Annotated in this window: 15 protein-coding genes; 6 read left to right on the forward strand and 9 right to left on the reverse strand. The window is 69.6% G+C overall.

Annotated elements, in window-relative coordinates; genetic code table 11:
* Positions 1-178: 178 nt before the first annotated feature.
* The gene (locus Q2K21_RS27275; protein ID WP_310776035.1) at positions 179-1,714 is read left to right on the forward strand and encodes a DUF1996 domain-containing protein; all 1,536 of its coding nucleotides are present in this window, start codon (positions 179-181) and stop codon (positions 1,712-1,714) included.
* Between the two features lie 66 nt (positions 1,715-1,780).
* On the opposite strand, the gene Q2K21_RS27280 is transcribed toward Q2K21_RS27275, so the two are convergent.
* Positions 1,781-2,245 carry a hypothetical protein gene (locus Q2K21_RS27280; protein ID WP_310776037.1) on the reverse strand — a complete coding sequence of 155 codons (465 nt, stop codon included), beginning with the start codon at positions 2,243-2,245 and terminating at the stop codon, positions 1,781-1,783.
* Between the two features lie 189 nt (positions 2,246-2,434).
* Here Q2K21_RS27280 and Q2K21_RS27285 point away from each other — a divergent pair, with 189 nt between their 5' ends.
* From Q2K21_RS27285 to Q2K21_RS27295, 3 genes are all read left to right on the forward strand, one after another.
* Positions 2,435-2,962, forward strand: a complete 528-nt coding sequence (locus tag Q2K21_RS27285; protein ID WP_310776039.1) for a tetratricopeptide repeat protein — start codon at positions 2,435-2,437, stop codon at positions 2,960-2,962.
* Between the two features lie 63 nt (positions 2,963-3,025).
* Positions 3,026-4,942, forward strand: a complete 1,917-nt coding sequence (locus tag Q2K21_RS27290) for a hypothetical protein (protein WP_310776041.1) — start codon at positions 3,026-3,028, stop codon at positions 4,940-4,942.
* Positions 4,943-5,090: 148 nt separating this feature from the next.
* Positions 5,091-5,780: a TetR/AcrR family transcriptional regulator gene (locus Q2K21_RS27295; protein WP_310776043.1), complete on the forward strand. Its 690-nt coding sequence runs from the start codon at positions 5,091-5,093 to the stop codon at positions 5,778-5,780.
* A gap of 224 nt (positions 5,781-6,004) precedes the next feature.
* On the opposite strand, the gene Q2K21_RS27300 is transcribed toward Q2K21_RS27295, so the two are convergent.
* The 8 genes from Q2K21_RS27300 to Q2K21_RS27335 all read right to left on the reverse strand — a co-directional run bounded on the left by Q2K21_RS27300 (position 6,005) and on the right by Q2K21_RS27335 (position 20,442).
* On the reverse strand, positions 6,005-6,361 hold the full coding sequence (locus Q2K21_RS27300) for a 5-carboxymethyl-2-hydroxymuconate Delta-isomerase (RefSeq protein WP_310776045.1): 357 nt from the start codon (positions 6,359-6,361) through the stop codon (positions 6,005-6,007).
* Between the two features lie 28 nt (positions 6,362-6,389).
* Positions 6,390-7,994, reverse strand: a complete 1,605-nt coding sequence (locus tag Q2K21_RS27305; protein WP_310776047.1) for a fused response regulator/phosphatase — start codon at positions 7,992-7,994, stop codon at positions 6,390-6,392.
* 75 nt (positions 7,995-8,069) lie between these two features.
* Positions 8,070-13,520: a pullulanase-type alpha-1,6-glucosidase gene (gene pulA / locus Q2K21_RS27310; protein ID WP_310776049.1), complete on the reverse strand. Its 5,451-nt coding sequence runs from the start codon at positions 13,518-13,520 to the stop codon at positions 8,070-8,072.
* Positions 13,521-13,760: 240 nt separating this feature from the next.
* A complete protein-coding gene (locus Q2K21_RS27315) occupies positions 13,761-15,143 on the reverse strand; it encodes an alpha-amylase (RefSeq protein WP_310776051.1) in 1,383 nt (460 codons plus the stop codon).
* Positions 15,144-15,281: 138 nt separating this feature from the next.
* On the reverse strand, positions 15,282-16,961 hold the full coding sequence (locus tag Q2K21_RS27320; RefSeq protein WP_310776053.1) for a glycoside hydrolase family 13 protein: 1,680 nt from the start codon (positions 16,959-16,961) through the stop codon (positions 15,282-15,284).
* A gap of 174 nt (positions 16,962-17,135) precedes the next feature.
* The gene (locus tag Q2K21_RS27325) at positions 17,136-18,041 is read right to left on the reverse strand and encodes a sugar ABC transporter permease (protein ID WP_310776055.1); all 906 of its coding nucleotides are present in this window, start codon (positions 18,039-18,041) and stop codon (positions 17,136-17,138) included.
* A 19-nt stretch (positions 18,042-18,060) separates the two neighbouring features.
* On the reverse strand, positions 18,061-19,065 hold the full coding sequence (locus Q2K21_RS27330; protein ID WP_310776057.1) for a carbohydrate ABC transporter permease: 1,005 nt from the start codon (positions 19,063-19,065) through the stop codon (positions 18,061-18,063).
* Between the two features lie 102 nt (positions 19,066-19,167).
* Entirely contained in the window at positions 19,168-20,442 is a 1,275-nt protein-coding gene (locus tag Q2K21_RS27335; RefSeq protein ID WP_310776059.1) for an extracellular solute-binding protein, read from the reverse strand.
* A gap of 425 nt (positions 20,443-20,867) precedes the next feature.
* Here Q2K21_RS27335 and Q2K21_RS27340 point away from each other — a divergent pair, with 425 nt between their 5' ends.
* Entirely contained in the window at positions 20,868-21,905 is a 1,038-nt protein-coding gene (locus Q2K21_RS27340) for a LacI family DNA-binding transcriptional regulator (RefSeq protein ID WP_310776061.1), read from the forward strand.
* Positions 21,906-22,020: 115 nt separating this feature from the next.
* Positions 22,021-22,896, forward strand: a complete 876-nt coding sequence (locus Q2K21_RS27345) for a phosphatase PAP2 family protein (protein ID WP_310776063.1) — start codon at positions 22,021-22,023, stop codon at positions 22,894-22,896.
* Positions 22,897-23,145 lie beyond the last annotated feature (249 nt).

The raw sequence follows: 23,145 nt of genomic DNA on the forward strand, positions 1-23,145 counted from the left end.
CTACCCGCTCAACTCCCGTTGAAACAGGGGCTTCTGCACCTCTTGCGCCCGAAATGGCCTCAGGAACTTCCAAGTTTTTCCGGGGCTTCTGAACACCCCAGGAACCTCCTGCGTATGGGATGGCACCGCTTCACCCCTGTCGGGCGCCTCCGCCCCGAAAGGAAGTCAGAGGAGTTCCATGGGACGCAACACACGCAAACGCCGTACGCCGCTGGCCACCAAGGCCATAGCCGCCTCGGCTGCCCTAGCGCTCGGTGGGGGCGGGCTGATCTGGGCGAACTACTACGCGTCGGCGCACGAGACGAACTCGGCGCAGAACAGCACCAAGGCCGCCGCCGCCCAGGTGGCCACCATCAGCTGCCCGGACATCGGCCAGCAGCTGACCAACGTGCCGGGCGGGGCGAAGTCGCAGGTCGATACGGAGCTGGCGACCCTCGACAAGCAGATCACCGAGGCGTACGCCCGACTGGCCTCCTCACGCCAGGCGCAGGCGAACGACCCGGGCTTCGTCCAGAACGCGATCCTCGGCCCGCTCAAGGACAAGCGGACCGCGGTCATCGACCGGATCAAGATCGACTTCAAGCGCGTGGGCGCCACCGCCCCGGCCTCGCTCGACGGTCTCGCCGCCTGCACCGGAGCCACCGCCAACAACACCACCGCCGGCGGCACGAACAACAACGGCGGCCAGCAGCAGAACGGCGGCCAGCAGAACAACGGTGGCCAGCAGCAGAACGGCGGCCAGAACAACGGCGGTCAGCAGAACGGCGGCCAGCAGCAGGGCAACGGCGGTCAGGCCGGCAACGGCCCGAACGCGGCCGACTTCGTGGACATCACCAAGGTCCAGCCGAACGTCAAGGCCAAGCCGCGCAACGGCCGCAACGCCTCGACCGGTGTGTTCATCACCAGGTGCGGTGTGAACGCGAACAACAAGTTCAACACCGACAACGTGATCGTGGCGCCCGGCGTGAAGAACGGCGCGCACCACCTGCACGACTACGTCGGCAACCAGTCGAACGACGCCTTCGCCAACAACAACACGTTCGCGGCGGCCCAGACGAGCTGCCAGAACCAGCAGGACAAGTCGTCGTACTACTGGCCGGTGCTGCGCGTCCAGGACGGCTCGCAGGCCTTCGACCAGAACAACGACGGCGGTGGCAAGGAAGGAAACGTCGGCACGATCCTGAAGGCCAAGAAGGCCCAGATCAAGTTCGTCGGCAGCCCGACGAGCAAGGTCGTGGCGATGCCGCAGTTCCTGCGCATCATCACCGGTGACGCCAAGACCACCACCAACGGTCTGGCGAACGCCAACGCGCACTGGAGCTGCACCGGTTTCGAGAACAAGGTCCAGCTGACGACGCAGTACCCGATCTGCCCGCAGGGCAGCAACGTGGTCCGCACGTTCGCCTTCCAGAGCTGCTGGGACGGCCAGAACATCGACAGCGCCAACCACCGGACGCACGTGGCCTTCGCCGACGCCAACGGCAACTGCCAGAACGGCTTCAAGGCGATCCCGCAGCTGACGATGCGCCTGGTGTACAGCGTTCCGCGGCCTACCATCCAGAACGGCCAGGTCAAGAACGCCTACGCGGTGGACGGCTTCCCGGAGCAGCTCCACAAGGCGGCCACCGACCACGACGACTTCATCAACGTCATGAACGCGAACCTGAACAACACGGTCGCCAACTGCATCAACACCGGCCGTCAGTGCCAGTGACCCCATGAGAAGGCCGGCGGTGGAACTCCCACCGCCGGCCTTCGGCACACCCAGGAACCTGCGCGGTCAGCCCGTGTGACCGGAGTGTGTGGCCTCGTGACCCCCCTCACCACTTCCGCCCGAGTGGTGCGAGGCCCCCTCCTCGATGGTCCCACCGAGCCGGCCGCGCAGCGCCGTAACCGTCTTCTGCTCGCCCACGGCGACCCACTTGGCGCCGACGAGGTAGAAACCGCCGTAGTCCTTGGCGCCGTTGAGCCACTCGCGCTGGCCACGGTCGGTGGCGAAGGTCGCGAGGATGAACTGGCCGTCGGTGTTCTTGCAGACGCCCTGGCGGATCTCGTCGGCGTCGGTCTGGATGCTCGGCTTGCACTTCACGTCCGCCGCAAGATCCTCCAGGCTGCCGGTCGCGGTCGCCGGGACCTTGTCCTGGGCGTCGCTCGAGCCGCTCGAGCCGCCCGACCCGCCGCAGCCGGTCAGCACCAGCAGGGCGACGGCCGCACCTGCCGCCAGCTTCTCGCGCGTCCACCTCATGTGTTCCTCCGGTCGTTCGGGGCCATGCCGCTGGGAGCCCCCGCGGGAGCCCTGCCTTTCCGTACGGCTCTCATGCGCCCCGCGCTCAATGTGCGCCACGGCGGCCTCCAAGATCACGCAAATCGGCTGCCCCGACCGGCACATGTGTGCGAGGGTGGGCGGCCCGAGCACTCGGACCGAGGGGGACCCATGAGCACACAGGACTGGGACAAGCGCATCGCCGCCGCCTGGGCGACCTTCGACGACTACGCCGAAGCAGCGTCCAACAGCAGCTCCGCCGCGGGCGGCTCGGACTTCCGGGCGATGATCGACGCTCTCGTCGCCGAACTGCCCGACGACAGCCCGCTCGGACCCTTCGAGCAGGCCTGTGCCTGGGACTCGACGGGTCACTCGGACAAGGCGGTGCCCCTGTACCGGGAGGCGCTGGCGCGCGGCCTCGACGGCTACCGCGGCCGCCGGGCCAAGATCCAGCTGTCCAGCTCGCTGCGGAACACCGGGCAGGCGGAGGAAGGCGTCAAGCTGCTCACCCCCGAGCTCGACGCCCCGTCCGACGAGCTGGACGGCGCCGTACGCGCCTGCCTGGCCCTGTGCCTGTCCAGCCTGGGCCGCGACCGCGAGGGCCTCTCCCTGGTCCTGGGCGCGCTCGCGCCCCATCTGCCGCGCTACCAGCGTTCGATGGCGAACTACGCCCGTCTGCTGGTCGAGCCCGAGGACTGATCTCCCCCTCGGGCACGGCGGCGGCCCAGGTGACCTACCACCGTCTCACTCGTTTTGCCGGACGTGCAGTCACAGGATGTCGCCCCGCGCCCGGCTCGGGCCTCCGGAACGGTCGTCGACGTGGAGCAGGCCGAGGCCGCACTCGTCGAGCACTACCCCCGGCTCGTCCGGCTCGCCTATCTGGTGCTGCCGCCGGGCCTCGGCCGCAACCGGCGCGTGCTGACCGCGCACGCGCTCACCCAGCGGGCACTGCCCCGCGGTCGTGCCTCCGCATCCATGATCCCGGCCCAGGCGACCGGCCGTGACGGCGACCCGGGCTACTCGTTCGTCCGCCTCCGGGTGCTGCGCGCGGCGCTGGAGGCGGGCCTGCCGCTGAAGCGCCTGGCCTGGCCGAAGCGGTCGCAACTGCCGCCGCTGCTGCCCCAGGTGTGGGGCCTCAGGCTGTTCCCGCGCTCGGGCGGCGCCGACGACCTCGCCCTGGACCAGCGTCTTTCGACGCTCTCCGGCCCGGCCCGCGCCGCCTATGTGCTGCGCGGCCTGGAGAAGCTCTCCGAGGACGGCGTGCGCAAGGTGCTCGGCGCGGCGGGCGTGGCGGACCCGGCGGCGGCCGTCCGCGAGGCCGCGCGTGTGCCGGCGCAGCACGCGCTGCTCGACTCCCCCGTGTTCGACCCGTGTGCGCTGCAGGTGCGGCCCACCGATCTGATGCGGCGCAGGCAGCACACCAAGGCCGCGCTCGTCGCCGCGGCGGCCGTCGCGGTGTGCGGCGCCCTGCTCGCGCTGCCCAGCGGCGGCTGGGGCCCGGACGGCGCGGCGGCCCCCTCGTGGGCGCGGAACCCGGCCGCCCTGGCCGCCCTGGATCCGGCCAAGGTGACGAAGGTGCCGGCCGGCGCGTGGCAGACGTCGGCGCGCACCGACTTCTCCGTGTGGCCCGCACGCGGCGACCTCACCGGCGACAAGGCGCTGCTGCGGCGCGCGCTCGCCGTCTGGGCGCGGCCCGGCGAGTCCGTCCAGGTATCGGCGACCCCCGGCACCCCGTCGGGCGCCCCGGCCGGACCGCCCCAACTGCTGTACGCGGGCCAGGTCGACTCCGCGCGCGTGGTGATCTTCTACGACGGTCTGCGCGTCGCGCGCTACGCCGAGCCGAAGACCGACACCAACAGGGCCGCGCTCGACTTCGCCCGGGTCGACGCGGCGTCCGGCGCCGAGGCGGAGGCGGTGGTGCTGGACCGCGCCGACGGCAACGTCCGTTACCTCACGGCCCCTTGGGTGACCAAGGCGGCCGAGCGGGACCTGTTGAAGCCGTCCGCCGGGGCGATGGACCTGGACCCCACCGACGGGACGACCGCTCCCCTGGCGAGTCCCGCGCAGCATTCCGGCTCGTGCGCGTCCTGGAACGTGCTGCAACTGACCGACGGTTCCGGCACACGGCTGCTGACCGACCTCGGGGAGCTGGTGCCGGCGCACCTCACGGTGGGGCGGCCGGGCGCGCCGAGGGAGGCGTCGGGGGCGGCGGCGCAGCGCACCTGGTCGCCGTTCGCGTGCTCGCTCGCGGCGGTGCGGTCGCAGGGCGTGCGGTCGGTGAACGCGTGGGAGTACGCGCGGCAGCCGCTGCCGGACGGGTCGGGGGCCGCTGCCTGGGTGTGCACGCGGGCGGAGACCTGGCGGGGCGGCGGGACGCGGGTGCTGGCGCAGTTCCACACGCCGGGCGGGGCGTACGGGGCGGTGGCGGCGAAGGCGGAGAACGTCGCCGCGTGCGGTGCGAAGGATCCCCCTGTGCTGGCGGGCGTGCTGTGGAAGTCGGCGCGGGGGGCCTGGTACCTGCTCGCCGCCGGGAGCGGCGACACTGCCTCGATCGGGGCGACCGGTGGGGTGAACGGATCGGTGCGGGGACATCTGCTGGCGGTGCGGACGAAGCGTGGGGCTCAGGCCGGGCTGCGGGGCACCCTGGCCGACGGAAGGGCGATCAGCGGACTTCGGTGAGTGCGGCCCCGCGAAGTACGGTTGACCTCCCCGTGGTTGTCGTCCGTGGTGCGTCGCGAGCACCCGGTGAGGGAATTGTGCTGGATATGTGAACAACCGTGGCTGGTCCGGCCCGTTCCGGACCGGATTCGATCGGTAAGGTGTTCGCATGACAACCGGGGTGCGCCGCAGAATGGGAGTCGAGGAGCGGCGCCGGCAGCTGATCGGTGTCGCTCTCGAACTGTTCAGCCGGCGCTCTCCCGATGAGGTCTCCATCGACGAGATAGCGTCGGCCGCGGGGATCTCCCGGCCGCTGGTCTACCACTACTTCCCCGGCAAACTCAGCCTCTACGAAGCCGCGTTGAAGCGAGCGTCGGAGGATCTGGCGGCACGGTTCGTGGAGCCGCGCACGGGCCCGCTGGGCGCCCGGCTGCTGCGTGCGATGGGCCGGTTCTTCGACTTCGTCGACGACCACGGGCCCGGTTTCTCGGCGTTGATGCGCGGCGGCCCGGCCGTTGGCTCGTCACGGACGAACGCGCTCGTCGACTCGGTGCGCCAGGCCGCGTACGTCCAGATCCTCGCCCACCTGGAGATCGAGGACCCGCCCGCGCGGCTGGAGTTGGTGATCCGCTCGTGGATCTCGCTCGTCGAGTCGACGGCGCTGATCTGGCTGGACGGGCGGCGCATCCCGCGCCGCGAGCTGGAGGTGCAACTCGTGCACGACTTCGCGGCGCTGGCGGCGGTGAGCGCCACGCACGACGACGAGATGCGGGCACTGCTGCACCGCGTACTGAAGGACGAACCGGGCGACGGCCCCTTCAGTGACCTGGTCGCCCGGCTGATCGCCCTGGCGTCCTGAGGCCACGTCCCGCGAGTGGCGCACCCGGGCAACCGTCAAGGCTTCGCAGGCCACCGCACCCTCGGCCCGGTACCCCGATACCGAGCCCCGCATGACGACCCGACCGGCTCGCACCCCTGCGGCACACGACGCTCGATCACGCCATCCGCCCCTGGGGCAACCCGGAGCGGCACGGTCGCGATCGGCCGCGCCATCCGGCGGGACGCCATTCGTCCTGGCGGACGTCAGCTCTCGAACTTGCGGTAGGACGGGTCGAGGTCGCGCACCTCGGCGGACGCGTGCAGCGCGAGCCCGTCGACGGGCTTCACATGCTGCCGCAGCAGTTCCAGCGTCCTCTCGGTGAGCCGCGCCTTCGTCTCCTCGGTACGTCCGGCCAGCAGCCCCACGCCGACGTGCACGATCGCGTGACCGTCGGCCTCGGCGCCGACCGTGGTGTCCTCGGTGCGGCGGAACCGCGTCTTGCACGCCTCGATCCGCGCGGCCGCGATCTCGACCACCTCGGTGTGCAGCGCCAGCGCGAACCCCCGCCGGTCGAAGGCGTCCTCCAGCTGTGCGGAGTAGTCGACGGTGATGTTCGGCATGGGCACTCCTGTTCTACGGCGGACGCTCTCACCCTAACCGCAGCGCCAACAGCGCGATGTCGTCCTGCCGGTCCCGGCCGAAGCAGCCGAGCAGCGTATCGCACAGGGCGGCGAGACCGGACGGGGCGTTGGCGGCGGCCGTACGCAGCTGCTCCATGGACACGGCGAGGTCGGTGCCCCGACTCTCGATGAGCCCGTCGGTGACCATGAGCAGCCGGTCCGCGGGCCGCAGCACCGCCTCGGTGGGCGGCGGCCGGTCCAGGCCCAGGCCGAGCAGCGGGCCGGCGGCGACGGCGTACTCGGCGCTGCCGTCGCCGTGCATGATCAGCGGCGGGATATGGCCGGCGTTGGCGATGCGGATGCGCCCGCTGTCCGGCTCGACCAGCACCAGGCAGACGGTGGCGGTGGCGTCCGGGTGGAGGTGCTGGAGCAGCCGGTCCAGCCGCCGGGCCAGGCTCTCGGGGTCCGGGTTCTCCACACAGTAGGCGCGCAGCGCGTGCCGGATCTCCACCATGACGGTGGCCGCGTCCAGCGAGTGCCCGGCGACGTCGCCCACCGCCGTGAGCACCCCGCCCGACGTGGTCAGCGCCGCGTAGAAGTCACCGCCGATCTCGGTCTGCCGGGAGGCGGGCACATAGCGGACGACCATCTCGACGCCCGGCATCGAGGGCGCCTCCTGGGGCAGGAAGCTGTGCTGCAGGGTGCGCGCGACATGGCGTTCCACCTGGTACATCAACAGGGCCTCCGCGGCCAGCGCGGTGGCCTGGGCCAGCCGGGTGACCAGCGCGTCCCCCTCGGCGGCCGGGCCGCTCGTGGGGACGGCGAGACACACGGCCGGTTTGCCCTCCTGGGTGCGCCCCACCACCACGCGCGCGTCGTCGGGCCGGCCGGGCCGCAGGAATCCGGCGGGCCACAGCGGGAACGGCACCACCGTGCCGCGCGTCCCGGTGTGCCCGGCGACCAGGCCGCGGATCAGCCGGGCCACGGTCTCGTGGGCCCCGGCGTCCGGCAGCGCGGCGCGCGCCCGGGAGCGGGACAGACCGCGGTACAGCTCGCCGTCCTCGCCCAGTACGAAGACGACCGCGGGTGAGCCGGTGAGCCGGGCGGTGCCCTCGGCCGCCGCGCGGACCAGTTCCGTCATGCACCGCGCCGCCTGCACGGAGACGATCGTCTCGGACAGCAGCGTCAGCCGCCGCGCCAGCGCCTCCGCCCCGTTGCGCATCCGGGCACCGCGCACGGCGGCCCGTACGACGGCCTGGATCTCCTCGGGTTCGGCCGGCACCGACAGATAGGCCTCGCCGCCGGAGTCCAGCCCCCGGCAGCGGAATCCTGACCCGCCCGAGACGGCGGAGAAGTGCACGACCGGCAGCCCGGCGGTGGTCGGTGAGGACTTGAGCCTGCGGCACAGTTCGAAGCCGCTCATGTCCGGCAGGCCCACGTCGACGAGGGCGACATCGGGCAGGTTGCCCTTGCGCAGCCGTACGCCGAGTTCGTCCAGCGCCTCACCGCCGCTGGCGACCGGGACCACTCTGTGCCCGGCCCGGCGGAGCACCGCACCCAGCGCGTGGCGGCTCGCCGGCGCGTCGTCGACCACCAGCACGGTGGACCCCGTCTGCTTGCCGTTGCCGTCCATGTGAGCCGCCCCTCGGCGCACGGAAAAGGGTGGGGCGGACCCGGATCTCCGGGCCCGCCCCACCACGCTAGTGCCCTACCGCGTGACCCGTGAGAAGACCGCCACGGTGCGACCCGGAACGGCGAACGTGCCGGATTCCGCCGCGTACGACGCCGTCTTGACGATAGGGTCCGCGCCCGCCGCCTGCACCGGGTGCAGCGCGTAGCCCTTCCCGGCGAGGGCGGCGACCGTCTGCTCCTGCTGCTTCGGTGTCGCGTTGAGGACGACGACCAGGTCACCCAGCTCCATGGTGATCACGCCGGGCGTCTCGTCCTTCCCGGAGAGCGGGAACGAGAGCTTCGACTGCACCTGGTCGGCCGTGCCGAGCGAGAAGGCGGGCTCGCTCGTGCGGATCCTCAGCAGATCCCGGTACGCGGCCGAGGCACCGTCGATCTGGTCGCACCCCACCCTTACGGACGTCAACAGGGGTTTGGCGTAGGACCACTTGGACCCATTGTCGGCCGCCATCGGCAGCCCGCGCCCGAAGCCGTTGCCGTCCCGGCAGTCCCAGTGGATGGCATTGAACCAGTCGCCGCTGTCGTACGAGTTGCGGTCCAGGGACTTGGAGCGCAGCAGGTCGGAGCCGGCCTGGGAGAGGGACGGGCCCTGCGACAGGGTGGCCGTGGCCATGGCGAGGACCTGCATACGGGCCCGGTCGCCCGCCGACGTGTCCTTGGGCAGCTTGTAGGCGAGGGCGTCGAACAGCGACTCGTTGTCGTGCGCGTCGGTGTACGCGAGGGCGTCGCCGGGCGCGTCCGCGTAACCGGCGGGCGCGCCGTTGTAGTCGACCTCGGCGCCGGTGACCTCCTTGCCGTCGGTGTCGGTGAAGCGGTACTTCGCGAGGTTGCCGGTCAGGCCGACCTTGATGAGGTCCTGGTAGTGCAGGAGGCGGGCCTTCTGCTCCTGTGCGGTGCCGTTGCCCGCCGAGGAGTTGGGGTCGGTGTACAGCCCGGACGCGAAGCCCTGGATGCCGGGGTCGGAGTCGAAGGGGCCGCCGCCGCGCACCGCGTCGCGGGCCCGGTCGGAGAAGGTCGCGACACCGGTGCCGGCCATGTTCTGCTGGGTGGCCTGCACGAAACGGGCGTCGTTGGCGACCTCGCCGAAGTTCCAGCCCTCGCCGTAGAGGATGATCTTCTTGCCGTCGACGCCGTCCTTCGCGAGGGTGAGCGCGTCGAGGGCCCCCCGCACGGCGAGGATGTTGGCCTTCGGGTGGTGGCCCATGAGGTCGAAGCGGAAGCCGTCGACCTTGTACTCCTTGGCCCAGGTGACGATCGAGTCGACCACCAGCTTGCCCATCATGGCGTTCTCGGGCGCCGTGCCCGCACAGCAGGTGCTGTTGGCCACGCTGCCGTCCGCGAGGAGCCGCTGGTAGTAGCCCGGCACGATCTTGTCGAGGACGCTCGTGTCCGCCTCGCCGCTCGCCGCGGTGTGGTTGTAGACGACGTCCATGACGACCCTGAGGCCGTCCTCGTTCAGCGCCTTGACCATCTTGCGGAACTGGACCGTGCGGGCGGTCCCGTCCGGGTCGGTGGCGTAGGAGCCCTCCGGGACCGTGTAGTGGTACGGGTCGTAGCCCCAGTTGTAGGCGTCCTTCGCCGCGGCCGCGGCGACGCACTCCTGCTGCTTGTCGGAGTCGGCGGCGTAGGAGGCGAGGTCGCAGTCGGGGGTCGCCTGGTCCGCCTTCTTCTCGGGAATGGTCGCGATGTCGAACGCGGGCAGCAGGTGCACGTAGGAGGTCCCGGCCTCGGCCAGCTCCCGCAGGTGCCGGGAACCGTCGCCGTCCTTGTCGGTGAAGGCGAGGTAGGTGCCCCGGTCCTCGGCCGGGACGGTCCTGTCCGCGACGGAGAAGTCCCGGATGTGCAGCTCCTGGATCTGGGCGTCCTTCAGCGGCACGGCCTTGGGCTTCTTGTACGAGGACCAGCCGCCCGGGGCCAGGGACCTGTCGTTCAGGTCGACGACGAGGCTGCGCTCGGAGTTAGCGGTGAGGGCGACCGAGTAGGGGTCGGTGACCTTGTTGGTGACGACCTTCCGGACGGAGGGCGCCCACACCTTCACGACGTACCGGTAGGGCTTGTTCTTCCAGGACTTCGGGCCAGTGACGGACCAGACACCGGTGGTGGCGTCGCGGTGCATCCTGACGGCGGTGCCATCGAGGTCGAGGCTCACCGACTGTGCCGTCGGCGCCCAGACGGAGAGGGTCGGCCTTCCGTCGTGGAAGACCGGCCCGAGGGCGGCCTTCGTCGCGTCGTACACGTCGTCCAGTACGCCGGCGATCTGGACGCCGGTCGCGGCCAGCACCGCGCCGTTCGCCGCGCGCTGGGAGGCCACGATCTGGCCGCTCAGCGCCGTGCGCACCCGGTCCCGGTCGCGCGGGTCGACGGACCAGGCGGCGTAGTCCTTGAGGTGCGGGAACCCGGCCTTCTGGGTGTCGGTCAGGGTGGTCCTGGTCAGGCGGATCCAGCGCTCGTCATCGCTGGTCAGCGCGCCGTCCTTGACGGCGATCGAGCCGTCGCGGGAGGAGAGCAGCTGGGTGGAGGCGGCGCCGTCGACGCCGTTCCAGGCGACGGTGTTCCGGTCGATCCAGATCGCCTTGGAGGTGGTCAGGTCGAGGGCGGCCGCGCTGCCCGCGGGCTGCGGCAGCAGGTACTTCTCCTGTCCGTTCAACAGCCACACCTCGTAGCCGTTGGTCTTGAGGTCCAGGGACTGGTCGGCGGGGAGGTCCTTGTCGTCGCCCTTGTGGATGATGTAGCTGAGGCTGGTGGCCCCGTCGGTGAGCGGTACCTCGAAGACCGCGCCGTAGGCGTCGGTCTTCACCGGCTTCAGGGGGTTCGACCAGTCGGTGGGGTTCGCGGCGCCCGTCCAGACGTGCAGGCCCCAGCCGTCGTAGTCGCCGTCGGCGCGGTGGTAGTGGATGACGGCCTTGGCCCTGTCCTGGGCGGGGTAGTCCGGCTTCTGGGTCAGGACGTCGGCCTTGCCCTGCTCGACCCAGACCTCACCCGTCTTGGTGACGTCGATGGTGCGGTCGGCGGAGACGTCCTTGTTGCCGTCCTTGTCGATGACCAGGAAGCCGACGTTCGAGGCGCCGGACTTGAGCTTGACGTAGGCGAAGGCGCCGTAGGCGTCCCGGCCGGCGAACGGGTGGCTGTTCGGCCAGTTCGTGGCCTCGCCGTCGGCGATGTCGCCCCAGGCGTACAGGCCCCAGTCGGCGTAGTCGCCGTCGGTGCGCTTGTAGTGGACGATCACGTAGTCACGGGAGGAGGCGGTGGGGACCTCGGCGGCGGGCGGGGTGCCGGTGGTGCTGTCGGCGGTGGCGCTCGCGGTGTGTCCGGCCGAGTCGATGACGACCGCCTTGTAGCGCAGGGCGGTGCCGGCCGGTACGTCCTTGGCGATGGTCTGTGTGACCTTGTAGGGGGCGTGGTCGGCGGAGCCGAGGGTCTGCCACCTGCCGTTGCCGACCTGGGCGGCGAAGACGACACGGTTGAGCTGCCCGCCCTCGACGTCGGCGGTCACCTCGACGGTCCCGGTGGCGCCGGCCTCCGGGGCCTTGAGGGTGATGGCCGGCTTGGTGGCGGGCGCGCCGAGCTTGCCTGCGGCCTTGAGGACGATGGCCGATCCGGCCGGGACGGTGACGGTGATCTTCTTGTCGGCGTCGCTCGTGACGGAGGCGTCCGTCCCGTGGATGCCGCGGAACGCCATGTCCGCCGAGCCGGTCGCGAAGGTGGCCGTCTTCGCCTCGTCGGCGTTGTTGAAGGCGACGACGTATTCGGCGCCCGTCTTGGCGTCCGTCCGGGAGAAGGCGTAGATGCCCGAGCCGTCGGCCGCGTACCGCTCGGTCTGCACTCCGTCCGTCAGCGCCGGGTTGGCCTTCCGGAGCTTGGAGAGAGCGGCGATCTCCTTGTAGAGCGGTGCACTCGTCTCGTACGCGTCGCTCGCGTGCGTACGGTCGGTGCCGATCTCGTCGTCGTCGAGGTAGTCGGCGACCTTGGAGGCGAACATCGTCTGGCGGGCGTCCTTGTCGCCGCCGGAGCCGGTGAAGCCCTGCTCGTCGCCGTAGTAGACGACCGGGTTGCCACGGCTGAGGAACATCAGCTCGTTGGCGAGCTTGTCCTTCGCGAGCAACTGGGCGTCGGTGGCCTTCGGGTTGTCCTGGTCGAGGAAGTACCCGATCCGCCCCATGTCGTGGTTGCCGAGGAAGGTGACCTGCTCATAGGCGTTGGCCTTGTCGGTCGTGTACTTGTAGTCGTCGCCGAAGACGCTCGCCAGCTTCCGCGCGCTGCCGCCCTGGGATGCGTACTGGCGGGCCGCCTCCTGGAAGGGGAAGTCGAGAGTCGCGTCGAGGCGGCCCTGGGTGACGTACGGGGACGTGATCGAGGTGTCGGCGGAGTAGACCTCGCCGAACATGAAGAAGTTCTTGCGGCCGTGCGCGGCGGCGTACTTGTCGAGCGCGGTCGCCCACCGCGTCCAGAACTCCATGTTCACGTGCTTCACGGTGTCGATCCGGAAGCCGTCGACGCCGAAGTCCCGCACCCAGCGCTCGTAGATCTTCTCCATGCCGCTGACGACCTCGGGACGCTCGGTCCACAGGTCGTCGAGGCCGGAGAAGTCGCCGTACGTGGAGCTCTCGCCCGCGAAGGTGGAGTCACCGCGGTTGTGGTACATCGTCGGGTCGTTGAGCCAGGACGGGACCTTGGCGTTCCTGTTTCCCGGAGAGACGACCGGGGTGCGCGGGAAGGAATCGGCGTCCACGGCCGGGAAGCCCGTGCCGCCGTCCGCGTAGTCGGCGTCGTCGAAGGGCTGCCCGTCCTTGGTCAGGTAGGGGAAGGCCCCCTTCGAGAGGTAGTCGTACGACTTCTCCTCATAGTCGACGACGTCGGCGGTGTGGTTGGTGATGACGTCGAAGAAGACCTTCATGCCCTTGGCGTGGGCCTTGGTGATGAGGGTCTGGAGGTCCTTGTTGGTGCCGAAGTGCGGGTCGACCTGGGTGAAGTCGGTGATCCAGTAACCGTGATACCCGGCGGAGGCGTTGACGCCCGTCCCCTGCACGGGCCGGTTCTTGAAGATCGGGGCCATCCAGATGGCGGTGGTGCCGAGGCCCTTGATGTAGTCGAGCTTCCCGGTCAGGCCCTTGAGGTCGCCGCCCTGGTAGAAGCCCTTGTCGGTGGGGTCGTAGCCGGTGCTGAGGCGTGAGCCGGTCAGCCCGCCCTTGTCGTTGGAGGTGTCCCCGTTGGCGAAACGGTCCGGCATGACGAAGTAGAACTGCTCGCGGGTGTCGTCGTGCCGGGCGGGCTCGGCGGCGAGCCTCGCGTCCGAGGGCGGTGCGGGCGGGGCGGCCATGGGGGTCCCCCCTGCTCGAGCGTAGCCGAGAGCTTGGGGGAGGGCGGCGGAAGGCTGCACGAGGGCGGCGGCGAGGGCGGCGACGGTGACGGCCGCGACCCTTCCGCGGTACGGGGTACGGCGCGTCCTGGGCGCCGACCATCTCGGTATCACAGGCGGAAACTCCTTGCGATTACGGCTCTCTTGGGTCCGACCCCAACGCCGCGGCACGGCTCCGATGCCGGGCGCCCGCGCGACCGTATCGCCAACGCAAGGGTTGCAGCAAGAGGCTTGAAACTCACAGCAAGGACTTTCACCGACAGCCTTGATGTGCTGAAGTCCGGGACGAACCGCTCGTACACGACGGGCGGTTCGTCCGGCCACACGACGAGCGACACCCGGAAGTAGGCCGGCTCAGCAGCTCGACTTGCCCGCGTAGAGCGCGAGGGCCGTGTTGGAGCCCAAGGTGGCGGTGAACTGTCCGCTGGAGTTCACCGTCACCGTCGTGTTGTTCTGGACGTTGCAGTACGTGCCCGCGGGCAGTGACGTCTGGTACGTGCGGGTCAGAGCGCTCGCCTCGTGGTTGATCGCCACGTAGCCCTTGCTCCCCCGGCCGAAGGCGATGGCCTGGTAGCCGTTGTCCCACCAGTTCGTCACCGCCTGGCCCCTCGTCGCGTTGCGGAAGGCGACCATCGACTTGATCTCCGGCCAGGCGTGCTGGCACTTCCAGCCGTTCTGCCAGCAGGCGGTGACGGAGCCACCGTTCGGCGGGCCCGCGTCCACGTCGGACCACTCGTAGCCGGAGTTGATGTCCGGGGCGCCGTAGGGGTAGGCCAGCATGAAGACGTTGGCCAGGGTGTAGTTGGCGCCGTCTTTGTAGTTGAGCGTGGAGCCGTTGCGCTCCGTGTCGTGGTTGTCCACGAAGACACCCGCGACCGAGCTGCTCATGTAGCCCCAGCCCTCGCCGTAGTTCTTCAGGTAGGCGAGGTTCTCGTTGTTGAAGACCCGCTTGAGGTCGTAGGCGTAGCGGAATTCCTGGACGTCGCCGTTTCCCGTGTACTCGGTGGGCTGGACCGCTTCGCCCGCTCCGTAGATGACCTCCTGCTTCCAGTAGACGGACGGGTTCGTCAGGCGGGTCTTGATGTTGGCCAGGTCGGCCGCGTCGATGTGCTTGGCCGCGTCGATACGGAAGCCGTCGACCCCCAGGGTGAGCAGGTCGTTCATATAGCCGGCGATGGTCTTGCGGACGTACTCCTCGCCCGTGTCCAGGTCGGCGAGTCCCACCAGTTCGCAGTGCTGGACGTTCCAGCGGTCGGCGTAGTTGGAGACCTGGGACGTGCAGTCGTCGAAGTCGTACGAGGAGTACAGGCCGGGGTAGTCGTACTTCGTGTACGACGAGCCGCCCGTGCCCGTGCCCGAACCCGCCGCCATGTGGTTGATCACCGTGTCGGCGACGACCTTCACGCCCGCCGCGTGGCAGGTGTTCACCATGTTCTGGAAGGCCGTACGGTCGCCCAGGCGCCCGGCGATCTTGTAGCTGACCGGCTGGTACGACGTCCACCATTGTGAGCCCTGTATGTGTTCGGCGGGCGGGGAGACCTGGACGTATCCGTAGCCGGCCGGGCCGAGGGTGTTGGTGCACTCCTTGGCGACCGAGGCGAAGTTCCACTCGAAGAGGACCGCGGTGACGTCCTTGGTGCCCGGCGGGGAGGCGTGGGCGGCGGTTGCCGGGGTCATGACAGCCGCGGCGGCGGCGAGGGCGACGACGCCCGAGAGAACGGTTCTGCTGCTGGCCATGTGGGGATTCCTTCTTCATTGAAGGCACTTGCTGAAATATTGCTGAAACCTTGCGGTGGCCAGATGTTAAAGGCCCGCTCCCCAAAAAGGGAGCGGGCCGCGGGAAGTTGCTGCAAGAAGTTACGCGGTGATGGGCCGTCAGGCCCTGGTCCACCACACCGTCGTGTCCGCGGGCACCTTCGCCTCGCCGTCCGTTTCGGCCACCTCACCGCTCGCGAGCAGCACGCGGCCGTACGCCGGAGTCGTCACCGACTCCCCCGAGGTGTTCGCCACGCACACGAAGTCCCCCCGGCGGAAGGCGAGGACGCCCTCGGGTGCCTTCAGCCACTCGACCGATTCACCCGCGCCCAGGTCGGACTGGGCGCGGCGGACGGCGAGCGCGGTGCGGTACAGCTCCAGGGTGGAGCCGGGCACGCCCTGCTGGGCCTCGACGCTCAGTTCGCCCCAGGTCTGCGGCTGGGGCAGCCAGCTGCCGCCGCTGCCGAAGCCGTACGACGACCCGGTGCGCGTCCATGGGATGGGCACCCGGCAGCCGTCGCGGAAGCCGTCCTGGCCGGCGCCGCGGAAGTAGGCGGGGTCCTGGCGCACCTCGTCGGGCAGGTCGACGACGTCGGGGAGCCCGAGCTCCTCGCCCTGGTAGATGTACGCCGATCCGGGCAGCGCCAGCATCAGCAGCGTGGCGGCACGGGCGCGGCGCAGGCCGAGTTCGCGGTCGCCGGCCGTGCGGATCTGGGTGCCGAGGCCGGGCGGGTTGGCGAAGCGGGTGGCGTGGCGGGTGACGTCGTGGTTGGACAGGACCCAGGTGGCGGGGGCGCCGACCGGGCGCATGGCCTCCAGGGTGCGGTCGATGACCTTGCGGAGTTCCTCCGCGTCCCACTCCGTGCTCAGGTACTGGAAGTTGAAGGCCTGGTGCAGCTCGTCCGGGCGGACGTAGTTCGCCGTCCGCTCGACGGTCGGGGTCCAGGCCTCGGCGACGAAAATGCGTTCGCCCGCATACTCGTCGAGGACGTGGCGCCACTGGCGGTAGATCTCGTGCACGCCGTCCTGGTCGAAGAACGGCATGACATCGTTGCCCAGCAGCTTGAGCTGGTCGTGGGAGCCGAGGTCCGGGAGGCCCTCGGCCTTCACCAGGCCATGCGCCACGTCGATACGGAAGCCGTCCACGCCCATGTCCAGCCAGAAGCGCAGGATGGAGCGGAACTCGTCGCCGACGGCCGGGTGGTCCCAGTTGAAGTCGGGCTGCTCGGGAGCGAAGAGGTGGAGGTACCACTCGCCGGCGGTACCGTCCGGCTCGGTGACCCTCGTCCACGCCGGGCCGCCGAAGATGGACTCCCAGTCGTTGGGCGGGAGTTCGCCGTTCGCACCCTTGCCGGGGCGGAAGTGGTAGCGCTCCCGCAGCGGCGATCCGGGTCCCTCGGCGAGTGCGCGCTTGAACCACTCGTGCTGGTCGGAGGAGTGGTTCGGGACCAGGTCCACGATGACACGCAGGCCCAGCTCGTGGGCGTCGCGGATGAGCGCGTCGGCGTCCAGGAGGTTGCCGAACATGGGGTCGACGGCGCGGTAGTCGGCGACGTCGTAGCCGGCGTCGGCCTGCGGCGAGGCGTAAAAGGGGCTGAGCCACACGGCGTCCACGCCCAGGTCGCGCAGGTACGGGAGTCTGGAGCGCACGCCCTCCAGATCGCCCATCCCGTCGCCGTTGCTGTCGGCGAAGCTGCGCGGGTAGACCTGGTAGATGACCGCGTCCCGCCACCAGTCGCGGCGCTTGGCGACGGTGGCGACGGCGGAATTCGGTGCCGGGTCGGCGGAGTGCTGGCTCATGGCGTCCTTGATGCGGTGGGGGTCCCCCCGCTCGATCGAAGTCGAGAGTGGGGAGGGGTCATAGGTTCTTGGGGTGCGATGACGAGGCGGCCGCGGTGACAGCGGGGTCGGATGGGACACCGCGGCCGCCACCCGCGCGGTCAGCCGCGCGGGAGCCCTGCTGACGAAGAGCGGTCAGCCCTTCGTGCCGCCGGCGGTGAGGCCGGTCACCAGGTTCTTCTGGACAAGGTAGAAGAACACGGACACGGGTATCGCGATCAGCACCGCGGTGGCGGCCATGTAGTTCCACTGGGCGTCGTGCTCGCTGACGAAACTCTGCAGACCGACGGCGAAGGTGTACTTCGAGTCGTCCAGCATGAAGGTGGTCGCGAACGCGACCTCGCCGACGGCCGTGATGAAGTTGTAGAAGGCCGCGACGGCCAGACCCGGGCGGGCCAGCGGCAGGATCAGCCGGAAGAAGGTGCCGAAGGGGGTGAGTCCGTCCACGCGTCCCGCTTCGTCGATCTCGAAGGGGATGGTGTCGAAGTATCCCTTGAGCAGCCAGGCGCTGTACGGGACGGCCGTGGTGCAGTTGATGACGATCAGGGACCAGTAGGTGTCGATGAGACCGATTTCGCTGAAGATCTCGTACATCGGCACGATCAGGATGGCGATCGGGAAGGCCTGGGTGAGCAGCAGCACCCACATCAGCGGCTTGTAGCCGGGGAAGCGCATGCGCGAGACGGCGTAGCCGGTGGTGGCCGCGACGAAGACACCGATCAGGGTGGTGCCCAGGGCCACGATCATCGTCGACTTGAACCAGTCGAAGAAGGCGGTGTGCTGGAGCACGAAGCTGTAGTTGGAGAAGGTGAGCTTGCCCAGGATCTTGCCCGGGTGCAGGTAGTCGTCCTTGTCCGGGCCGAGGGACAGGAAGAACAGCCAGGCCACCGGGGCCAGAGCGATCAGGCTCGCCACGATGAGGCCGCCGTGCAGGAGGGCGGCACCGAGTGGGCCGCGCTCACCCCGCCGGCGGGTCCGGCGCCGGGGCGGGACGGTGGGGGTCGGCGCTGCCTGTGTCTTTTCGAGGGTCGTGGTGCTCATGGCGGCGGCTCCTGCGGCGTCAGACGGCGAGCTGGTCATTGCGCTTCAGCCAGCGGAAGTAGAAGGACGTGAAGACGGTCAGGATCGACAGCAGCAGCACACCGTACGCGGCGGACTGGGCGAAGTCGCGCGGCTGCTGTCCGAAGCCCAGGAAGTAGGCCCAGGTGACGAGGATCTGGGCGTCGGGTGCGCTGGTGGGACCGAACAACAGGAAGATGATGGCGAACTGGTTGAAGGTCCAGATGATGCCGAGCAGCACCACGGTGGAGCTGACCGAGCGCAGGCCCGGCAGTGTGACGTGCCGGAACCGCTGCCAGGCGGTCGCGCCGTCCATCTCCGCGGCCTCGTAGAGCGAGGAGTCGATGGACTGGAGTCCGCCGAGCAGCGAGAGCATCATGAACGGCACACCGCACCAGGTGTTCACCATGATCGCGGCGAACCGCTGCCAGAAGGTGTCCTCCAGCCACTGCGGCTGGGGCAGGTGGAGGGCGTGGAGGACCTGGTTGAGCACGCCGGAGTCGGCGAGCATGATCCGCCAGGAGAAGACGGTGACGAAGGTCGGCACGGCCCAGGGCAGCACCAGCAGCAGCCGGTAGAAGGTGCGGCCACGCAGCTTCTGGTTGAGCATGAGCGCGAGGCCGAGGCCGATGGTGTAGTGCAGGATCACGCAGGCGGCGGTCCAGAAGACGGTCCACAGGAAGTGCGACCAGAACCGGTCGTACGCCGTCGGGCCGAACAGGATGTCCTGGTAGTTGTCCAGCCCGATGAACTTGTACGTGGCATCGATGTGATTGACGCCGATCGTGCGCGCCGAGTTCAGGCTGTTGGCGTCGGTCAGGGTCAGGTAGACGCCCCGCACCAGCGGGTAGCCGACGAGGACGCCGAGCACGACGATCACCGGCGCGATCATCGCGTACGCGTACCAGTACTTCTGGTATCCGTGCTTCAGGCGCCGGCCCAGGCCGGGCCGCGGCGCGCGGTCACCGTGGCGCTTGCCGGTCGCGCGGTCGATGGCGACTGTCATGGTTCGACACCTTCTGAAAGATCAAGGGGGTGGGCCTGGGCGCAGGCCGGTGGCCGCCGGATCCTTCCCCCGTGTCAGGAGGATCCGGCGGCCACGCGGGGCTTACTTGCTGAAGTCCGGAACCAGCTTGGCGATCGCGAGCTCAGCGTTGCTCAGCCCCTTGTCCAGGGACTCCTTGCCGCCCGCGATCTTGGGCAGCTCGGTGTCGAGCGGGCCCCACAGCGAGCTGTACTCGGGCAGCGCGGGGCGCGGCTGGGCGGCGGAGAGCACACCCTGGTAGCCGGCGATGCCGGGGTCGGCCTTGACCTGGGCGGTGTAGGCGTCGTCGCGCGTGGGCAGCGTGGAGTTCTTCAGGGCGATGGTCTCCTGGGACTTCGCCGAGGTCATGAAGTTGACGAACTTCAGCGCGGCGGCCTGGTGGGCCTTGTCCGAGCCGGCGTACACCGACAGGTTGTGGCCGCCGGTCGGGGCGCCCGCCTTGCCGCTGGAGCCGGCCGGGACGGTGGCGATGCCGAGGTTGGACTTGTCGGTGAAGGCCTTGCCCTTGTAGAAGTTCGTGATCTCCCAGGGGCCCTGGACGATCGCGGCGACCTTGCCGTTGACGAACGCGTCCTGGATGTGGGCGTAGGCGTCGGCGGTGGTGTCGGCCTTGTGCAGGCCCTTGCCGTCGAACAGACCCAGCCAGGTGCCGTACGCCTTCTTCGCGGCGTCCGAGTCGACCGTGATCTTCTTGGCGGAGGCGTCGACCGTGTCGGTGCCCTCGCCGTAGAGGAAGGACTGGGCGTAGTAGGCCTGGGTGGAGCCCCAGTAACCGTCGACGCCGGTCTTGCTCTTGATCGTGGCGGCGGCCTTCTTCAGGTCGTCCCAGGTCTTGGGCGCCTCGGTGAGGCCGGCCTTCTTGAACAGGGCCTTGTTGTAGACCAGCGCGAGGGTGTCGGTGACGAACGGCACGCCGTACGTCTTGCCCTCGTACTGGGCCTGGGTGATCAGGTTGGACTTGAACTTGGCCTGGTCCGCGAGGGCGTCGGTGCCGTCCAGCGGCAGGAAGTAGCCCTTCTTCGCGAAGGCGGGGGTCCAGCCGACCTCGGAGCGCAGCACGTCCGGGGCGCCCTTGGCACCAGCGGCGGTGTCGAACTTGTTCTGCGCCTGGTCGAACTGGACGTTGACGTACTTGACCTTGATGTCCTTGTTGGCGGCCTCGAACTCCTTGACCAAGGCCTTGTACGTCGGTGCCTCATTGGTGGCGTTGGAGGTGTCCCACCAGGTGATGGTCACCGGGCCGTCCGACTTGCCGCTGCCGCTGTCACTTCCGCCGCAGGCCGTCGCCGCGAGGGCGACGGACGCCACCAGCGCGGTGGCCGCTATGCCACGCCGCATGAGTTCTCCTTGAGGGTGAAAGCCCGTGTAGCTACAGGTAGCGGTCCCGTCCGCCGCCTGCCGACTCGCCGACTGCGCCGTTGCGGCCGCCGGGCGACGTGAACGTAACAGCGATGCAACCGCCGCGAAAGACCTTGCAGAAAAAAAGCGCAAGAAACGACGATGGTTACCCGCCCGTGACCTCGTCGTGAGGGCCGGTAGACCTGGATACGATGCTGATCGGCGGGATCGCGGGCACTTGTGCAAGACTCTGCAAGCTCTTGCCAGACAACTCCGGCGCAGGAATCATCCTGTTGCGGACCGGACGCCGACCAGAATCACGAGGGAGCGCGATGACGCAGCAACCCGCAGCGGGCCGTTCAACCGCCCGGGCCCGGCGTCCGATTGGTGGGCAAGGGGAGATGCGCCCGGTACAGTCCAGTGGCGTGACCACACGGCTTGCCGACATCGCAGCCCAGGCGGGGGTCAGCGAGGCGACTGTCAGCCGCGTCCTGAACGGGAAGCCGGGCGTCGCCGCGACCACCCGCCAGTCCGTCCTGGCCGCCCTCGACGTACTGGGCTACGAACGTCCGGTACGACTGCGCCAGCGCAGCGAGGGGCTGGTGGGCCTGATCACCCCGGAGCTGGAGAACCCGATATTCCCGGCTCTCGCCCAGGTCATCGGCCAGGCCCTGACCCGGCAGGGGTACACGCCGGTACTGGCGACACAGACACCCGGCGGCTCCACCGAGGACGAGCTGACCGAGATGCTGGTGGACCGCGGGGTCGCCGGCATCATCTACGTCTCCGGGTTGCACGCGGACACCACCGCCGACATGCAGCGCTACGAGCGGCTGCGCGCCCAGGGCGTGCCGTTCGTGCTGGTGGACGGCTTCTCCCCGAAGGTGCAGGCGCCGTTCATCTCCCCCGACGACCGCGCCGCGATGTCACTGGCGGTCACGCATCTGGTGTCGCTGGGACACACCCGCATCGGACTGGCTCTCGGGCCCAAGCGGTTCGTGCCGGTGCAGCGGAAGATCGAGGGCTTCGTGCGCACCGTGCAGGAGCAGCTCGGGCTGGCCGCCGAGGACATCGAGTCGCGGCTCATCCAGCATTCGCTGTACACGCTGGAGGGCGGCCAGGCGGCGGCGTCCGCGCTCATCGACCGGGACTGCACGGCGGTGGTGTGCGCGAGCGACATGATGGCGCTCGGGGCGATACGCGCGGCGCGGCAACGGGGGCTGGAAGTTCCCAGGGACGTCTCTGTGGTCGGCTTCGACGACTCTCCGCTCATCGCCTTCACGGACCCGCCGCTGACGACGATCCGCAAGCCGGTGCCGGCGATGGGGCAGGCGGCGGTGCGGACGCTGCTGGAGGAGATCGGCGGGACGCCCGCGCCGCACAGTGAATTCGTGTTCATGCCGGAGCTGGTGGTGCGGGGATCGACGGCTTCGGCGCCTGGTAACGGAGTCGTACCCAGGTAGGCGCCATCGGGCTTCGCGGCGCTCCGCCAGGTGGAGAACAGGTGGAGAAAATGCGGCCGGAACCCTTCCGGGGGATGATCTGTCGGGGAAGGCATTTCTGGCAGACTCTGTGCCTATGGGCGAAAGGACCGTGACGACGCTGGAGGGCCGGGAGCAGACCGCTCCGGCACCACAGCCGGTCACCGACGAAGCGGAGGACCGCGCGAGGCAAGGCCTCCTGCGTCGGCTCCGTACTCCTCGCCGTCCTCGCTTCTGGTTCGAGATCCTGCTCATCGCGGTGAGTTACTGGACGTACTCGCTGATCCGCAACGCGGTGCCGGAGCAGAAGGCCGAGGCACTGGGCAACGCGGACTGGGTGTGGCGGCTGGAGAACCACCTGGGGATCGCCGTCGAGGACGCGGTCAACCACACCACGAACTCGGTGACGTGGCTGATCGTCGGCATGAACTACTACTACGCCACGCTGCACTTCGTCGTGACGCTGGGTGTCCTGGTGTGGCTGTTCCGCAGCCATCCGGGCCGCTACGCGGCGACGCGGCTCGCCCTGTTCGCCACGACGGCGGTGGCACTGCTCGGCTACTACTTCTTCCCGCTGGCGCCGCCGCGCCTGATGAACGGTGGGGGCTTCGTCGACACCGTGGTGGTGCACCAGACCTGGGGCTCGATGGCCTCGGGCGACCTGAAGCACATGTCGAACCAGTACGCCGCGATGCCGTCGATGCACATCGGATGGTCGCTGTGGTGCGGCCTGACGATCTTCGCGCTGACCACGGTGCCGTGGGTGCGCATCCTGAGCCTGCTGTACCCGGTGGCGACCCTGGTGGTGATCGTCGCCACGGCGAACCATTTCTGGCTGGACGCGGTGGGCGGCATGGTGTGCCTGACGTTCGGCTTCACGGTGGCGTGGCTGTGGTACGGCGCGTTGCCGTACGCGCTGCCGCGCCTGGTGACGGGGGCGGGTGCGCCCGCGCTGCTGCCCGCGAGAACGTGACGGGCGGTACGCCACCGGGACCGGCGATTGCCGTCAGGGGCCAGGGGTCCGTGGCTGGCAGCCCGACGTTCGTGGCCGACGGCCGTCGTCGGCAGCTCCTGGTGTAGCCGACGGTCCGTGACCCGCAGCCCCTAGTCCGTAGCTGACGGCCGTGCCGCGGTCAGCAGCCCCTGGTCCGTAGCCGAAACGGTCCGTGCCCCGCCCCAGTAGCCGGCGGCCAACACCGGCCACTCGACGTCCGTAGCCGAC

Source organism: Streptomyces sp. CGMCC 4.7035 (assembly GCF_031583065.1).
In the GTDB taxonomy this organism is placed as follows: domain Bacteria; phylum Actinomycetota; class Actinomycetes; order Streptomycetales; family Streptomycetaceae; genus Streptomyces; species Streptomyces yaanensis.

Coding starts and splice junctions, on each gene's coding strand:
- Q2K21_RS27295 (WP_310776043.1), top strand. CDS start 5,091: ATGACAACCGGGGTGCGCCGCAGAATGGGAGTCGAGGAGCGGCGCCGG.
- Q2K21_RS27345 (WP_310776063.1), top strand. CDS start 22,021: ATGGGCGAAAGGACCGTGACGACGCTGGAGGGCCGGGAGCAGACCGCT.
- Q2K21_RS27280 (WP_310776037.1), bottom strand. CDS start 2,245: ATGAGGTGGACGCGCGAGAAGCTGGCGGCAGGTGCGGCCGTCGCCCTG.
- Q2K21_RS27315 (WP_310776051.1), bottom strand. CDS start 15,143: ATGGCCAGCAGCAGAACCGTTCTCTCGGGCGTCGTCGCCCTCGCCGCC.
- Q2K21_RS27285 (WP_310776039.1), top strand. CDS start 2,435: ATGAGCACACAGGACTGGGACAAGCGCATCGCCGCCGCCTGGGCGACC.
- Q2K21_RS27320 (WP_310776053.1), bottom strand. CDS start 16,961: ATGAGCCAGCACTCCGCCGACCCGGCACCGAATTCCGCCGTCGCCACC.
- Q2K21_RS27325 (WP_310776055.1), bottom strand. CDS start 18,041: ATGAGCACCACGACCCTCGAAAAGACACAGGCAGCGCCGACCCCCACC.
- Q2K21_RS27330 (WP_310776057.1), bottom strand. CDS start 19,065: ATGACAGTCGCCATCGACCGCGCGACCGGCAAGCGCCACGGTGACCGC.
- Q2K21_RS27300 (WP_310776045.1), bottom strand. CDS start 6,361: ATGCCGAACATCACCGTCGACTACTCCGCACAGCTGGAGGACGCCTTC.
- Q2K21_RS27275 (WP_310776035.1), top strand. CDS start 179: ATGGGACGCAACACACGCAAACGCCGTACGCCGCTGGCCACCAAGGCC.
- Q2K21_RS27305 (WP_310776047.1), bottom strand. CDS start 7,994: ATGGACGGCAACGGCAAGCAGACGGGGTCCACCGTGCTGGTGGTCGAC.
- Q2K21_RS27335 (WP_310776059.1), bottom strand. CDS start 20,442: ATGCGGCGTGGCATAGCGGCCACCGCGCTGGTGGCGTCCGTCGCCCTC.